The organism is Roseofilum reptotaenium CS-1145 (genome assembly GCF_028330985.1).
GTDB classification, from domain to species: domain Bacteria; phylum Cyanobacteriota; class Cyanobacteriia; order Cyanobacteriales; family Desertifilaceae; genus Roseofilum; species Roseofilum reptotaenium.
Genome location: NZ_JAQMUE010000017.1, coordinates 1 through 14,354, shown reverse-complemented (window position 1 = coordinate 14,354; position 14,354 = coordinate 1). Strand labels below are relative to the sequence as shown.

14 protein-coding genes and 1 riboswitch are annotated in these 14,354 nt (G+C 46.4%); of the genes, 3 read left to right on the top strand and 11 right to left on the bottom strand.

The window, feature by feature from the left end; all coding sequences use genetic code 11:
• Positions 1 to 48: 48 nt before the first annotated feature.
• From PN466_RS01845 to PN466_RS01825, 5 genes are all read right to left on the bottom strand, one after another.
• Positions 49 to 894, bottom strand: a complete 846-nt coding sequence (locus tag PN466_RS01845; RefSeq protein WP_271936486.1) for an energy-coupling factor ABC transporter ATP-binding protein — start codon at positions 892 to 894, stop codon at positions 49 to 51.
• Positions 887 to 1,687, bottom strand: coding sequence for a cobalt ECF transporter T component CbiQ (cbiQ, locus tag PN466_RS01840; protein ID WP_271936485.1), 801 nt, complete (start codon positions 1,685 to 1,687; stop codon positions 887 to 889). The genes PN466_RS01845 and cbiQ overlap by 8 nt, the downstream gene beginning before the upstream one ends.
• The gene (locus PN466_RS01835) at positions 1,671 to 1,988 is read right to left on the bottom strand and encodes an energy-coupling factor ABC transporter substrate-binding protein (protein ID WP_271936483.1); all 318 of its coding nucleotides are present in this window, start codon (positions 1,986 to 1,988) and stop codon (positions 1,671 to 1,673) included. The genes cbiQ and PN466_RS01835 overlap by 17 nt, the downstream gene beginning before the upstream one ends.
• Complete coding sequence (locus PN466_RS01830) at positions 1,985 to 2,752, bottom strand: energy-coupling factor ABC transporter permease (protein ID WP_271936481.1); 768 nt, start codon at positions 2,750 to 2,752, stop codon at positions 1,985 to 1,987. The genes PN466_RS01835 and PN466_RS01830 overlap by 4 nt, the downstream gene beginning before the upstream one ends.
• Before the next feature lie 242 nt (positions 2,753 to 2,994).
• A riboswitch (cobalamin riboswitch) is annotated at positions 2,995 to 3,150 on the bottom strand.
• Positions 3,151 to 3,213: 63 nt separating this feature from the next.
• Positions 3,214 to 4,353 (bottom strand): transposase, encoded by a 1,140-nt coding sequence (locus PN466_RS01825; RefSeq protein WP_271936480.1) that lies wholly within the window; start codon positions 4,351 to 4,353, stop codon positions 3,214 to 3,216.
• 120 nt (positions 4,354 to 4,473) lie between these two features.
• Here PN466_RS01825 and bchD point away from each other — a divergent pair, with 120 nt between their 5' ends.
• The 3 genes from bchD (at position 4,474) to PN466_RS01810 (ending at position 7,684) form a co-directional block, all read left to right on the top strand.
• Positions 4,474 to 6,498 carry a magnesium chelatase ATPase subunit D gene (gene bchD, locus PN466_RS01820; RefSeq protein WP_271936478.1) on the top strand — a complete coding sequence of 675 codons (2,025 nt, stop codon included), beginning with the start codon at positions 4,474 to 4,476 and terminating at the stop codon, positions 6,496 to 6,498.
• A 160-nt stretch (positions 6,499 to 6,658) separates the two neighbouring features.
• The gene (locus PN466_RS01815) at positions 6,659 to 6,862 is read left to right on the top strand and encodes a hypothetical protein (RefSeq protein ID WP_271936476.1); all 204 of its coding nucleotides are present in this window, start codon (positions 6,659 to 6,661) and stop codon (positions 6,860 to 6,862) included.
• Between the two features lie 93 nt (positions 6,863 to 6,955).
• A complete protein-coding gene (locus PN466_RS01810) occupies positions 6,956 to 7,684 on the top strand; it encodes a Bax inhibitor-1/YccA family protein (protein ID WP_271936474.1) in 729 nt (242 codons plus the stop codon).
• 120 nt (positions 7,685 to 7,804) lie between these two features.
• On the opposite strand, the gene PN466_RS01805 is transcribed toward PN466_RS01810, so the two are convergent.
• The 6 genes from PN466_RS01805 to PN466_RS01780 all read right to left on the bottom strand — a co-directional run.
• Complete coding sequence (locus tag PN466_RS01805; protein WP_271936473.1) at positions 7,805 to 8,056, bottom strand: hypothetical protein; 252 nt, start codon at positions 8,054 to 8,056, stop codon at positions 7,805 to 7,807.
• A gap of 84 nt (positions 8,057 to 8,140) precedes the next feature.
• Complete coding sequence (locus PN466_RS01800) at positions 8,141 to 8,800, bottom strand: NAD(P)H-dependent oxidoreductase (protein ID WP_271936471.1); 660 nt, start codon at positions 8,798 to 8,800, stop codon at positions 8,141 to 8,143.
• 78 nt (positions 8,801 to 8,878) lie between these two features.
• The gene (locus tag PN466_RS01795; protein WP_278002958.1) at positions 8,879 to 10,039 is read right to left on the bottom strand and encodes a DUF4336 domain-containing protein; all 1,161 of its coding nucleotides are present in this window, start codon (positions 10,037 to 10,039) and stop codon (positions 8,879 to 8,881) included.
• Between the two features lie 124 nt (positions 10,040 to 10,163).
• Positions 10,164 to 12,386: a VgrG-related protein gene (locus tag PN466_RS01790; RefSeq protein ID WP_271936469.1), complete on the bottom strand. Its 2,223-nt coding sequence runs from the start codon at positions 12,384 to 12,386 to the stop codon at positions 10,164 to 10,166.
• A 35-nt stretch (positions 12,387 to 12,421) separates the two neighbouring features.
• On the bottom strand, positions 12,422 to 13,276 hold the full coding sequence (locus PN466_RS01785) for a CIS tube protein (protein WP_271936466.1): 855 nt from the start codon (positions 13,274 to 13,276) through the stop codon (positions 12,422 to 12,424).
• A 41-nt stretch (positions 13,277 to 13,317) separates the two neighbouring features.
• Positions 13,318 to 14,354 (bottom strand): hypothetical protein (locus tag PN466_RS01780; protein WP_271936465.1); only part of this gene is annotated, 1,037 nt, incomplete at its 5' end.

The window sequence follows — 14,354 nt, the reverse complement described above, 5'->3', positions numbered from 1 at the left end:
GCGAACGGCCGTTCGCCCCTACCGATTCTGAATACTCATTTAAAAATGCTATAGATTGTGGGAACTAAAAAGGCTTTTCCAGTCTTCCAAAGTGCGCGGAATTTCCTGAACTTGAGGACGGATAGAAACGGGTAAACTGTGCCATGCTTCCCAGAGGGTGGGGACACCTAAACCTATTTCAGTGAGCAATTTCTGTTGAGAAAAAACGGTTTCTGCATCTCCTTCTAGAATGAGTTGCCCTTGGTTGAGAATGATAAACCAGTCTGCCCATTGATAGGCGAAATCTAGGTTATGGGTGGCGATCGCGATTGTCGTTCCCTTTTGTTCGATTTTGTGTAACTCTTGGAGTAAGGTTTGCCGTTGTTGCGGGTCTAAGTAGGCGGTGGGTTCGTCGAGTAACAGCAGTTGGGGATTTAAGACCATCACTCCAGCCAGGGCAACGCGGCGCTTTTGCCCTAAACTGATGTGGTGGAGGGGAGTGTGGGCAATTTCAGTCAATTGAAAATCGGCGATCGCCTGTTCTACTCGGTAGCGAATTTCGGGTTTCGAGAGCTTTAAGTTACACAGTCCATAGGAAATGTCTTCTGCTACCGTTCCTGCGACGAGTTGATGCTCTGGATTTTGAAAGGCTAATCCTACATTTTGCCGCCATTGTTTCAAGGTTTGGCGCTGATAATCTAAGGGGTTACCCTGCCAGAAAATCGTTCCTCGGTCTACGAGATATAATCCTGTCATCAGTAAAAACAAGGTAGATTTTCCGGAGCCATTGTGCCCTAAAATTACAGTTCTCTGATGGGGTTGAATCTTGAGGCTCAGTTGATCAAATACTCCATGAGCCTGTCCTGAATAGTAATAGCTCACGTTCCTGAGTTCGAGCAAATTAGAGTTATCCATGTGCTATTCCTGACAGTTCTAGAGACAGCAAGAGGACAAATCCGAGGAGGGCTTCCCATTCGTAACGGGGCGATCGCTCATACCGTTTCATTGACAACACTGTAAATTTATGCTCAAATCCCCGTGCAGTCGCCCCTAAAGAAAAGCGATGATAATCCGTTAAGGTTCGATGTAACAATTGCCGAATCAACAAACTCACACTGCGCAAACTTTGGGCAAAATTGCCATATCCTCCCCGCGCTTTTTGTCCCAGTCGCAGGTCAGAAACGGTCTTTTGCAACACCCAAATCAGCCGATACATTAGTAAAATCAACTCTAACAACAGTTCCGGAAAACGCCACTGACGCAATACTTGAACTATCTCCACCATCGGAACCGTGAGCATCAAGAAAAAGAAACAGGAGAGACAAGCCACTGCCCGTAAAATCAGCCGGATAAACAAATCCAAGACTGTTTGCGAAATTGACCAATACAGAGATCCGGTTGACCAACCAATCAGGAGTCCAGGAATCTCTAAATGACCACTCTCTACCGTCTGCACATCAATCAGAAATGCCAAGGAACTCATCAACACAAACGTATAGCCCCCCAGAAGCAATTTCAGATAAAACTTCATCGGGATTTTAGCGTATCCAATTGTCCAAACCGCCATCCATAAACTGAGGGCAATTTGCGTCAGAGGTTGACTCACCAAAGCGAACCCCAACATGAGCAAAGAAAACCCCAGTTTTTGACTTGGAGGTAACCGATTTAAACCATTTTGATACGCCCAAGTATCAGTCGGTAGCGTCATTTTCCCCAGAAGGATGCGACTGAGAACGTCCCCGATACCATCCGATTCCGTATCCGATAATTCCTGCACCAAGAGCCGCTTGCAGAGCAAATAGCAAACTCTCTGTTTCGCCACCGGGCGGTTCTAACATGGGTTCAAACCAGGGTTCATATTGGGGATTGACTTCTGTAATGACTTCCTCGGCTTGGCCATCGGCTCCCCCAAATTCACTATCTTTAATCGTCATTAAGGGAAAGACGGTTAGCCCAATAATCGTTAATAGTAACAGACCGTTTGGCCATTGATTTTGCTGTATTTTCATACCTGTTCAGATTTCATTAAATTCAAAAGTTTTAATTCCGGTTGAGAATAGGATAGTAAGCTATTCCAAACCATGACAGTTAAGAGTCCTTCAATAATTGCTAGGGGGATTTGAGTCACGGCGAAAATGCCCGCAAACTTCAGAAAAGCGACCCAAATGCCTCCATTTTCTACAGGAAACGCCAAGGCTAATTGTAAGGAAGTGACCACATAAGTGGCTAAGTTTCCCAACCCCGCTGCCAGAAAAACGGCTAGGGTTTGCCGTTGACTCATCGACATCACCAAGCGATAAATCCCAAAAGCAACAAAGGGGCCAACCACAGCCATAGAAACGGCATTGGCACCTAATGTGGTGATGCCTCCATGGGCTAAAAGTACAGCTTGAAATAAGAGAACCAGAGTTCCCAAAACGGTCATCGTTGACGGGCCAAATAATACCGCTCCTAAACCCGTTCCTGTGGGATGGGAGGAACTACCTGTCACTGAGGGAATTTTGAGCGCTGAAAGTACAAAAGCAAAGGCTCCAGATAAGGCGAGGAGGAGTTTCAGTTCGGGATTTTTTTGTACGGTTTGGTTAATGCGATAGAGTCCTAAGCCAAAGAAGGGCAGAAAAACAACCCACCAAAAAATGACCCAAGGTAGAGGCAGAAATCCTTCCATAATATGCATCGCTTGGGCAGGTGCGGGGAAGAGTGATAATACGAGGGTAAAGCTGAAGGCGAGAAAACCAGCCATCAGTCGAAAAAGAAGCTTGCGTTGATTCATAGATTCAGAAAAACAACAATGATTTTTGAAGGGGAACTTTAGTTGTTAGTTCGCGTAATATTGGTACTTTTTGCTTTTATGAAGATCCCCCTAAACCCCCCTTAAAAAGGGGGACTTTCCCTATTGCCCCCCTTTTTAAGGGGCTGTGGGAGTATCAATACTTGTAGAGAAGGGGGATAGAAGAGAAAAGAAACCGAAACGAATAAACTTGTGACATGATTCTGTACCTCGCAGAATAGTGATTAAAGAGACTTACTTCGGCGGGCATCCTGACTTAGAGATGATTTATGATGTCTTCTATCTCCTTACAGTTGCGGGACAGTGTTGGATTTGCACCAAGCTTTCCCCGTTACCTCTGATGGCTGCTCCCCATCAGAACCAAAGCATGAGTTATCATACCACAATGTAGGGGCGAAAAACTTTTCGCCCCTACAACCATGTCTCATTCTTATTGAAATCAACTATAACTCGGATTCAAAAGCCTCTAGAGACTCACTGCTAACTGCTTGCACCACAAGCCTCTTTAGTGCTTCCAAATCTGTAATCTGACTCACTTGCTCCCTCAAAGATGAGGGAATCTCGCCAAACCTCACTTCTAGGATACGAACAATATCTTCCAGTCGGGCTTTCTTGATTCCAAAGCGCTCCACACTGGTAATATAAGGCATAAATTCTTCCCCTTCCTCTCTAATCAAGGAGTTCAACTCAGATTGAAAAGCCTCTAGAGATTGAATGCTAACTACTTGTGCCAAAAGCCTCTCTAGCGCTTCCAAGTCTCTAATCTGACTCACTTGCTCCCTCAACGATGAAGGAATCTCACCAAATCTCGCTTCTAGGACACGAACAAGAGAGACTTGTTGACCTTTCTGGATTCCAAAGCGTTCGACATTGGTAATATAAGGCATTTGATCCTCCTGCTCTAAACTCTCAACTTCTGTCCACAAACGCTGCTCTTCTTTTGCTGGTAGGGCAATCAACCAGTCAATTAGGCGAAATAGTTCTACGATATCATTTCGGCTCAGTCCCCGTTGATAGAGGCTTTTTACCAATTGTAATTTGCGCTGATAGTTTTGTTGTACATCCTCTCCCATCTGTTGGGCAGCCCGGTGAGCAGCAACTATAGCAGCAAAAGGATTAGAATTATGCTCCAATTGACTCAGATCGTAATCCAAGAGTTTGACCATGGGAAATTTTAGGAGAGCGCGACATCCCCATAGCTTTTTTTGATACTGGGTGGGTCGCCATCGAGTTTGTTCATCAGCTAGGATGGCTAAACTGGCAACGGAGCGACGGTAAGTGTCAAAAATCCGGCTGTGATACAGGTACATGCGTTCAGCAAATTTACTTTGGCGCTGGGATTGAATTTCAATGTGAACCAAAACCCAGGTTTCCGTGCCGTCAGTGCGCCAAACTTTGACTAATTTATCCGCATCTCGTTTTCCGGTTTCAGTTTCCCGTTTGATTTGTTGCAGTTCGGTATCGAGAAATTCAAAACCCCGTTGCCAGTTGATGTCAGCAGCGATGTTGGGGAAGAAGAATTCTAGGAAGTCGCGAAAGTATAAGGAGATGGCTTCTTTCCAGGGGGAGTCGTAATCCGTCATTTGAATTTAACTTGAATGAATCATGATTACGTTATCCTGTATTCCTCTATCTCCCCCATCCCCTTTTTCGGTATCCTAGAGGATGGTTAACTTTAGCCAACAATCTTCTCTTGATATACCATGCCTGTTACCGAGTCTCCCTCTGCGATCGCCCCAAACCCCACGTCCTCCCGAAACTTTCCCTTAACTGCTGTTATCGGCCAAGAAGCCATTAAACTGGCGCTACTCCTAGCTTCTGTCGATCCAGGTTTAGGAGGAGTGGCGATCGCCGGTCGTCGCGGTACGGCAAAATCAGTCATGGCTAGAGCAATGCATAACCTGCTTCCGGCGATCGAAATCGTCAAAGACTCCTTCTGGAACCAAGCTCCCCATGATTCATTACATCCAGAAGCAAACACAGAAACTGAAATTATACCCGCGCCTTTTGTGCAAATTCCCCTCGGTATTACCGAAGACCGGCTCTTAGGATCGGTGGATGTAGAAGAATCCGTTAAGCAAGGAGCTACCGTCTTTCAACCGGGACTGCTGGCAAAAGCCAATCGTGGCGTTCTCTACGTGGATGAAATCAACCTTCTGGATGACCAAATCAGTAACCAATTGCTCACTGTTCTCAGTGAAGGACGCAACCGGATCGAACGGGAAGGGATTAGTATTGAACATTCCTGTCAAGCCATTCTGATCGCCACGTACAACCCGGAAGAAGGCTCGCTTCGGGAACATCTCTTAGATAGGATAGCCATTAGTCTATCTGCTGATGGTGTTCTTGGCCTCGATCAACGGGTAGATGCCGTGAGCCAAGCCCTGTCCTACACCCAATCTCCCCAAGCTTTCCTCGAAAGCTATACGGAAGAACTCGACAACCTGAAAACCCAAATTTTACTGGCGCGGGAATGGCTCAAAGATGTCACCATTACCCCGGAGCAAGTCAGCTATCTGGTTGAGGAAGCCATTCGGGGAGCCGTGCAAGGTCATCGCGCTGAACTCTTTGCGGTGAAAGTGGCTAAAGCAGCGGCTGCCTTAGAAGGACGCACGGAGGTGAGTGCCGAAGATTTACGCACCGCCGTCCAACTGGTGATTGTGCCTAGAGCAACCGTAATTCAAGCCCCACCTCCAGATGAACCTCCACCGCCTCCTCCTCCCCCGGAACCTCCCCAAGACCAAGATCGGGATCGGGATGATGAGGATCAGGATCAAGAAGAAGAGGAGGAAGATCCCCCAGAAGAGAATGAACCGGATGAACCCAGTGTCCCGGAAGAATTTATCTTCGATCCGGAAGGAGTCGTTCTCGATTCCAGCGTGCTTTATTTTGCCCAAATGGCCAAACGGCAAGGAAAATCGGGCAGTCGTACCCTGATCTTTACAGACGATCGCGGCCGCTATGTAAAACCGATGTTACCCAAAGGTAGAGTGCGTCGCATTGCCGTCGATGCCACCCTGCGAGCAGCGGCTCCCTATCAGAAAGCCAGACGCGCCCGCAACCCCCACCGCCGTGTGATTGTGGAATCGGGGGATGTGCGCTCCAAACGGTTAGCCCGCAAGTCCGGGGCACTGGTAGTTTTTGTGGTGGATGCGTCGGGTTCCATGGCGCTCAACCGGATGCAGTCAGCGAAAGGTGCGGTGATGCAACTGCTCACGGAGGCCTATCAAAATCGCGACCAGGTGTCCCTCATTCCCTTCAGAGGCGAGCAAGCGGATGTCTTGTTACCCCCCACCCGTTCGATCGCCTCTGCCCGCCGTAGACTGGAAGTGATGCCCTGTGGCGGCGGTTCTCCCCTAGCCCATGGTTTGACAACGGCGGTGCGCGTGGGCATGAACGCCCAACAATCTGGCGATATTGGTCAAGTTGTCCTAGTTGCCATTACGGATGGTCGCGGTAATATTCCCCTGGCGCGTTCCTTGGGTGAACCCTTGGAAGGGGAGGAAAAACCAGATATTAAGAACGAGTTATTAGAGATTGCAGCTCGTATTCGTGCCCTGGGGATTAAGCTGTTGGTCATTGATACGGAGCGCAAGTTTATTTCCACAGGATTTGGTAAGGAGTTAGCAAAAACGGCGGGTGGGAGTTATTATCATTTGCCCAAAGCAACGGATCGGGCGATCGCCGGAGTTGCCCGAAGTGCGATCGCCGATATCAAAGCCACATAATGGGGTAATCGGGAATCGGTAATGGGGAATCAGTGATTGATTCTTTCCGTATCGCCGCGTCCCCCCATCCCCCTATCCCCCATTCCCTCTCTCCCAATTTTCCGGAAGGAACCTCAACCCTCCTGCATCAGACAATCATAAGGGTTGAGGATTTCTGCTTATGTCTAGAAAAACTTGTCTGACGGATTGTTCCCAAAATTATTGTCCTTTTGTGCAAGATCCCAAAAACCCCCGTCGCTATGTTTGTCTCAAATGTGGGTTAGAGCGCTCTTTGGATCGCGATTATCGAGAGGAGGGCGATCCTCGCCCCTCTGCTGCGATCCTCGCCCTCCTCAGTGTGATTGTGCTGTTGATCCTCCTTTAGATTAAGCAAACTGGGTAATTATTGGAAACTCCACGGAGCTTTGCGCCACAATATAAAATATGGCTTTGTAATAGACGTTTCATTGAAACACCCATGAGTAACAGTTCAAACTTTCTCAATGACATTCGTGAAGCAAAGGGACAACTGGTTGTTGGACCCAATGTAATTCCTAACGCCCTTCCCTATGTCGGCGGAGGCTTGGTTTTAACCGCTCTCGGAACCTATGGTGGCTTAACCGTCATCCAAACTAACCCCGGTATCTTCATGCCCAGTTTTATTGTGGCCCTGATTGCCGAGTTAGTGCTTTTCTTTGTTGCTAGAGGAGTTGCGGAAAAAGCCAATAACAGCACTGCTCTCCCCTTGCTGGCAACCTATAGTCTCCTGTCTGGCTATACCCTGAGTGGCTTAGTTTACGTTGCCCTAGGGACTGAAGGCGTAGGAATGCAAGGCATCGCCTTCGCTGCTCTCGGTTGTGGAGTCGCTTTTGTCTTCGCTCGCCAAATTGGATCGAACCTCTCTGAGCAAGATGGTTTGGCTCTAACCCAAACGATTCAAATGGCCTTAGTTGCCTTTGTCGTGGTTATCTTAGCCCAAGTTATCTTTTCTCTCTTTGGCGTTTATACCCCCAACTGGTTAGAAATTGCCATTTCTGGTTTTGGCGTTTTCCTCTTCTGTGGCGTTGCCGTAGTAGATTTCTTTATTCTCCCCCGTACCTATCGGGATGAGCAATATCTATCTGCTGCTCTGTCGATGTACCTAACGTACATTAACTTGTTTGTGTTTATCTTGCGCCTGCTGATTGCAATTTTTGGCCGAGATTAAGCCATTCACTGTCGATTAATGTGAATTAACATAAAGGCGGGTTAGCTGGAGGGGTTTCAGCTAACCCGCATCCTTTAGGTCAACACATCTATAGCGCGAAGCGCTATAGATGACTGAATTCTAGAAAAGATCTTTTTTCTTCTTTTTCTTTTTCTTACTAATGAAATTTTCTTGAATAAATTTATAGCCTTTGATCCCTTTTTCGCGTAAGTTGGCAACCTCTTGATCGCTTAAGTCATTTTTCTTTGATTTATAGATCAAGTCAGAAGTTTCTTTACTGCTCAAACTGTTGGTTGCTAGTTTTTCAACGGTTGAAAAGCTTTTTTTTAAGCTCTTCCTGGCTTTTTTGGAATTGAGTAGGTCATCAAGCATGAATGTTTTTTAGGGGGTAAGTGAGTTTAATGCGTTAGAGGGATGAGGGTCAAACCTTCAGACTGACCCTCAAGATTGTAATGATTACTGGATATACTCTACAATGTCTTCGGTCGGATAGCGAACTTTGGGTAGTTGGCTGTATTTATCGTCTTCAGCACGATATCCAGCAGGACAGAGGAGAACTGAATGATAGCCTTTTGCACTTAATCCGAGGATTTCATCGTATTTATCGGGGATAAAGCCTTCCATGGGACAAGCGTCTACCCCTAGCATAGCAGCAGTAGTCATGAATTGACCGATCGCGATATAGACTTGCCGAGTGGACCAATCATCAACATTAAATTGATCGGGCGATCTCCCCAAAAACCCTTTAACCATCTTCCCAAACCCTTCTAGTTTTTCGATGGGGGTATTTCGTACTTGCGCCATATATTCGATATATCGCTCTGCTTCTGCTACACCAAAGTCTTTTTTAATTGCCAATACGACTAAATGGGAAGCTTCTACAACTTGGGTTTGTCCCCAAGAATGCTCCAGTAACTGCTGGCGCACAGGAGAGTCTGTGAGGACAAAAAATTTCCACGGTTGCAGTCCAAAGGAAGAAGGAGTTAGGACTAAGCTTTGCTCTAGGACGTTCCATACCGGATCTGGAATTTTGCGCGTCGGATCGAATTTTTTGGTGGCATAACGCCACTGGAGTTGATTCAGGACGCTATTAGCGGAGATGGTATCAACAGTCATGGGTGTTTTCTCAAGAATGTTTAGTGCGATCGCATTGATTATCCTACCGCAGGGCTTAAGCGAACAGAATCACTACCTCTAAACTTTCTGTTGTGCAGGGGGAACAATTCGGCGTTGGGATAAATTGAGATCGATCGTTTGCAGAAGTTTGAGGTCTTCTGGGGGTAAGGAATAGGGACTAAGAGGGTGTTGTTTGAGGAAGCAAAAGGCTTGTCGGAAGTCGTAACCCGTGGCACGAATGGGGGCACTAAAGTGACAGGGAATCAGACGCTGAAAGTCCCAGCGGGCAACTTTTTCAGACCAATTTAAGACTTCTTGGGGAGCGCGGTTGAGAATCAAAGTTTGTAGAACAGGAGCGACCCAGAGACGATTTTTCAGGGGTTGAAAGGCTTGTTTCCAATTGGCTTTCCAATTGAAGGGAAAGAGACCGAAGTAGGCTTTTTTAGACCGGTCTGGGGCGCTGATGACTTTTTTAAAAACCGTTGACCATTTGGGGGTTTCAAGGACACTGGGTTGGAAGTAGAGAGCAAACAGACAAATGCGTTGCCATCCTTTGCGGCGGTTTTCTGGGGTATCTTGAATGGGATCTGAGGCGCTGTCTTTGGCGTGAAAGAGGAGAGGATAGGGGTCAAATTGGGCGATCGCCGGTGGCTGTTCAGAAAGAGAGATAATGGTATCCGTGACGCAGACTGTACCCGTAGCTCGGTGGAGCAGGGCAACTTCTTCAAATTGTCCCGGCCCGAGGTTAATCGGCCCGAGGATATGGTAGTCAAATTCAGCACTAAAGGGGGCTTGACGGCTGTCCGTAGGTAAAATATGGGTGCGGTTGCCCGGTAACCCCAGCCAGGTCACCGGTAAATTGAAGGGAAAACTCCATTGGTGGGGAGCAATAAAAACCTGAGCTTGGGGGAAATGACGGGCAAAGGGGCCGACAAAGATTTTATGTTCGAGTCCCGAAACCGTGGGCAGGATAATATATTTAACATCTCCATGGAGATCGACTAATTCATTCACCAATCGCACACATTCGGGAGTAGGTGCAACCGGTGCATAGACCAGTAACCCCCCAGAGGAGAGTTTGATAATCGTCATGCGAATGGGAACGACCACGTAGAGAATGCCTTGAAGCTGGTCAAACGTCCAGATGGTGTCTTGGACAACTTCTTGGCGCAGGGTTCGCCGTTGACCGTAGGGATAGAGAGGTAAGAGGGGCCAAAAGGGCCAAGATAGGTCACTCAAGGGGGGTTGAACGTTAGAGATTAAACAGGGAATGGGGAGATAGGATTAAAAGTTTATTGTTTCAAAAAGAAGTAGACCTGCCCAAACTGCCTTTTATATTGTCTCATAGCTTGGAACTCTGGAGCTATGGTGCGGGAGGGGTTGGAGTTGGAGTAGGGGTAGGACTCGGACTCGGACTGGCTGGGTTAATGAGAGTATTCAGTTGATTTTGAGTTTGTTGTAGTGCAGCATTTTGCTGTTGATCGACGGTTTGTTGGCGTTGCTGTTCTTGCAAGAGTTGTTGTTGAGTTTGGGTAAGTTGGGCCGCTTGGTTTTGTGCTTGTTGCAGTTGTTGAGCCAGTTGCGCTCGAGCTGCATCTTGCTGTTGATCGAGGGTTTGTTGCTGTTGAACGTAGTTTTGGAAGCTTTGTTGTTGTTGAGTGACCTGTTTTTGTAGGTTAGCGATCGCCTCTCCCACATTAACTTGATTCGCCCCAAATCCGATAATCAATTGTCCCGTTGTTAAGATTTGACAGCTCAGATTCCCAGATACACCCACTTGACCCAGTCCTGGGTTAATTTGCACCCCTCTAGAGCTATTCAGGTTCATGGTTCCCGTAGATTTTAGGGTCATATTATGCCGGGTATCATCAAGAATGTAGTGATGGCCGCCTCTAGTCTGAATTTCGATGCGCTGGTTGCGGTCATCAAAACGGATTTTGTTTTGGCCGTTGGTGGTAATTTCCAGGGCGCGATCGCTATCATTGAGTTCTATCTCATGACCGGCACTACTGCGCAGATAAATCCCATCTCGACTAGCATATTGGTCTTCTTCCACAAACTGCAAGGTATGGCCACTAGGCGTTTTAAACGTTCTTAAGCGCACTTTTCCGCGATCGGAAATCGTACGATTGATCGGTTCTGGCGGTTTATCCTGCCCATTCCACAACCCACCAATAATATAAGGACGATGCACATCCCCATGTTCAAACGCCACCAACACCTCATCATTAATTTCCGGCAAACAATCAAACCCCCGATATTTACCTCCACCCACGCTCACCACCCTAGCCCACTGACTCGCATGGGCACTACCATCGGGTTCCGGGTTCAGCGTCGGAAACTTAACCCGCACTCGCCCCAACCCCTCCGGGTCTCGATTATGCGTCACAATGCCCACCATCAACGTTTGCCCCGGCCGTAAACGATTTTGCGGCGATAAAATATCGAAAATCGACCCTCCTCGCAATCCCCGAATACTAAATTCCGTTGTATAAACCCCCTGATAATAGAGATGGCGAGTTTCCGTCACATAATACCTGCCACTGTAGCGCCCCATCTGGGTTAGCTCAATCACCTTACCCACCTGAATCAGAGGATTCCCTTGAGCATGGGCATCCGCATAGATAAACTCCCCCCCCAACTCATCATAAATCGCTTGAGCCATGCGATCGGCCTCATCCGGACTAGCCACCGGTTTATCCACCACAATCAGCCGAGGAGACGGTAAATTAGAACCAAAGTTATCCTCAATAAAATGGATACGGCTGTCATTCGTATCGCTCGTATCCACGATTCCCTCACCCTTTCCCTCCACATTCGTGATCAGATTGTGGCGATCGACCTTAGCCACAATCGGCTTTTTATACCGATAATCCCAACTCCGTACCTCAACCGCATCCACCTTCTCAGAACTCGTCACCCGCACCCGAAAACTCTCCACCTCCGTCAACCAAGCCAACTGCAACACCTCACTCTCCGTCGGACTGCGGAAATGCAACGTCCCATTTTGCACAAACAACTCAAACCCAATTCGCGCCGCCCTCTCCCGCAAAAACTCCATATTCGTTTGATTTTCCTGGAAAACATAGGGGTGAGTCTTGCCACTATCATCAATATGCCCCTCCTCTATCCCCATTTCCTTAGCAACTTTCCGAACGATATCGCTATCCGTATAATCCTGAAACGAACGATTAAAACGTCCGCGATGCAAACGATGGGATAAATCATAGCCTCGAATCACAATCGGCGCTTGAGTCGTATTCGTAAAATGGGTTTCCATCCCTGTAATTTCCCCATCAATCAACCAATCCTGATTCGCCTGTTCATTTTCCTCCGACGTACTGCCAATAAAACCAATCTTAACCTTTTTTCCAATTTGAATTAAAGGATCGTGTTGCCAAGTTTGTGTCTCATCATCCAACGGACTATACGGATTATTAATAACCAGCGTAAACATTCCCGGTAAATGCAAACTCTCCTCCACAGAAATTTGCAAAATATCCCGCATAAAACTACTCATCTCCTCCTCAGTTGCTCCCTCAATCTCAACCATAGGAGTCGAAACAAACAGCGTTTCATCACTCATACTCGTAATTCCTCAAAAAACCAATCCACTCAATATTAAGTAGCGCCTTGAACAAAACTCTGGCGTTCGCTAAACTTACGACTAGCCACCCCTAGATCGACCTCTTTCAAGTTTAAGGTTACCACAGCTCTGACCGGTACTCCATTAGGCCGAAACATATTCAAACTATAATCCAAAGACTCTACCATGCAGCGCATATAAATCTTATCTCCCCAGATAAAATAAAACACAGGAGGTCGTCTTAACTCAATCGCTTGTTTGGATAGATTTTCTGAACCATATTCCTCCAAACCATAGACATCAACACCACTAATAGACTTCGTAAACGAAGAGAGCATAGAATCTCCGAGCGAAACCGCCAAGGTTCGTTCTTGATAAGAATAGTTCTTTCCATTCACCGTAACTTTTTGTTCATCAAATGGATCTTTAAATGAACTAAAATCCACCGCATCTAGAAGGGGTTGAATTTGCGTTAAAACATTAGTTCCCGACTCATAGGTATCAAAAATCAAATTAGACAAAGTAAGTTTGTAGGGTTCCACAAATCCAAAATTCACTTTCGGCAAGCCCCGTTCCGTTCTTGCCCCTTGCATATCTTCAATCTTAACACTCCGATTAAATCGTAATTCTTCTGGATTAAACATAAAGCGAATAATACTGCTCGCTTCCCCATCCCTCGGAATCAACGCCGCTTTAACTAAACGTACATCCCCTTGTAAAAACTGCTGTTGATAGAGTTGGAGTGCAGCCTTCTGCTTTTCAGCCTCGACTATATCATAAATATTTTCTCGTTCTTTGTCTGCGGAGATCGCTGCCTCCATCATCAGCAGATCTGCACCCGTTAGTACCGCTCCCTTAGTCGCCGACGTTAATGCATCCGAAAGTCCCATTGCCCACCTCCTTAATCCTTAACCCTTCCTATTTAACCAAATCACCAAGGCAAACGACCAGAGTAAAAAGAGCCATAGCGCTCTTGCTCAATAGTCAATCGTTGACGAATCAATCCATAAACCTCCCTAGCCAACAATTCAACCACATCCGTTTTATCTTCTTCCTTTTCTTCCTCCTCTTCCATTTCTGTTGTAACATTTTCTGAATATTCGTAAAGTTCTGTTTCGTCCTTACTAATAGGTTTTACCTCACTCGCTTTACGTCGAGAAACCTTTTCCTTTAATTCACTTCTCGCCTTTAAAGACTCTTGAATCAACTGCTCTAAATTCCTAGGTTTATTCGTAAAATCACTACTAGAAACCTCCCCACTAGCACTCATAGAAATACCTGAAGGCAAAAACATAGACTGTTTAACATTCAGCATTTTTTTACTTCTCCCTAAAATCCCCCTATTCCTCATCAAACCATCTCCAGAATTACCCAGACGACCTTGCAGCACATTGTCTGAAGCAGAAAGTTCACTGAACACACTACCCTCAGAATTTAATATAGAGTCATTAATTTCTTCTGTTCTTTGTATTGATGGCGTTGGGTTTTCTGAGGCAAGTGCAGCAGAAGAATCAGTGATGGCTTCTATTCTTTGTATTGATGGAGTTGGGTTATTTGAAGCCGGTGTACCAGCAGAGGCAGTGGTTTCTTCTGTTTTTTGTATGGATGGAGTTGAGTTTTCTGAGGTGAAGTGAGTGGTTTCTTCTGTTCTTTGTATTGATGGCGTTGAGCTTTCTGAGGTCAGTGTACCAGAAGAGTCAGTTATTTCTTCTGTTCTTTGTACCGATTGAGTTGAGTTTTCTGAGGCGAAGGGAGTGGTTTCTTCTGTTCTTTGTATTGATGGCGTTGGGTTATTTGACGCAAGTGTGCCAGAAGAGTCAGTTATTTCTTCTGTTCTTTGTACCGATTGAGTTGGATTTTCTGAGGTCAGTGTACCAGAAGAGTCAGTGATGGCTTCTGTTCTTTGTATTGATGCAGTTGGGTTATTTGAAGCCAGTGTACTAGAAGAGTCAGTGATGGCTTCTGTTC

What these genes read in the sequence shown, in the direction of transcription:
- PN466_RS01845 (WP_271936486.1), bottom strand. Translation starts at nt 894, where the DNA reads ATGGATAACTCTAATTTGCTCGAACTCAGGAACGTGAGCTATTACTAT.
- cbiQ (WP_271936485.1), bottom strand. Translation starts at nt 1,687, where the DNA reads ATGACGCTACCGACTGATACTTGGGCGTATCAAAATGGTTTAAATCGG.
- PN466_RS01835 (WP_271936483.1), bottom strand. Translation starts at nt 1,988, where the DNA reads ATGAAAATACAGCAAAATCAATGGCCAAACGGTCTGTTACTATTAACG.
- PN466_RS01830 (WP_271936481.1), bottom strand. Translation starts at nt 2,752, where the DNA reads ATGAATCAACGCAAGCTTCTTTTTCGACTGATGGCTGGTTTTCTCGCC.
- PN466_RS01825 (WP_271936480.1), bottom strand. Translation starts at nt 4,353, where the DNA reads ATGACGGATTACGACTCCCCCTGGAAAGAAGCCATCTCCTTATACTTT.
- bchD (WP_271936478.1), top strand. Translation starts at nt 4,474, where the DNA reads ATGCCTGTTACCGAGTCTCCCTCTGCGATCGCCCCAAACCCCACGTCC.
- PN466_RS01815 (WP_271936476.1), top strand. Translation starts at nt 6,659, where the DNA reads ATGTCTAGAAAAACTTGTCTGACGGATTGTTCCCAAAATTATTGTCCT.
- PN466_RS01810 (WP_271936474.1), top strand. Translation starts at nt 6,956, where the DNA reads ATGAGTAACAGTTCAAACTTTCTCAATGACATTCGTGAAGCAAAGGGA.
- PN466_RS01805 (WP_271936473.1), bottom strand. Translation starts at nt 8,056, where the DNA reads ATGCTTGATGACCTACTCAATTCCAAAAAAGCCAGGAAGAGCTTAAAA.
- PN466_RS01800 (WP_271936471.1), bottom strand. Translation starts at nt 8,800, where the DNA reads ATGACTGTTGATACCATCTCCGCTAATAGCGTCCTGAATCAACTCCAG.
- PN466_RS01790 (WP_271936469.1), bottom strand. Translation starts at nt 12,386, where the DNA reads ATGAGTGATGAAACGCTGTTTGTTTCGACTCCTATGGTTGAGATTGAG.
- PN466_RS01785 (WP_271936466.1), bottom strand. Translation starts at nt 13,276, where the DNA reads ATGGGACTTTCGGATGCATTAACGTCGGCGACTAAGGGAGCGGTACTA.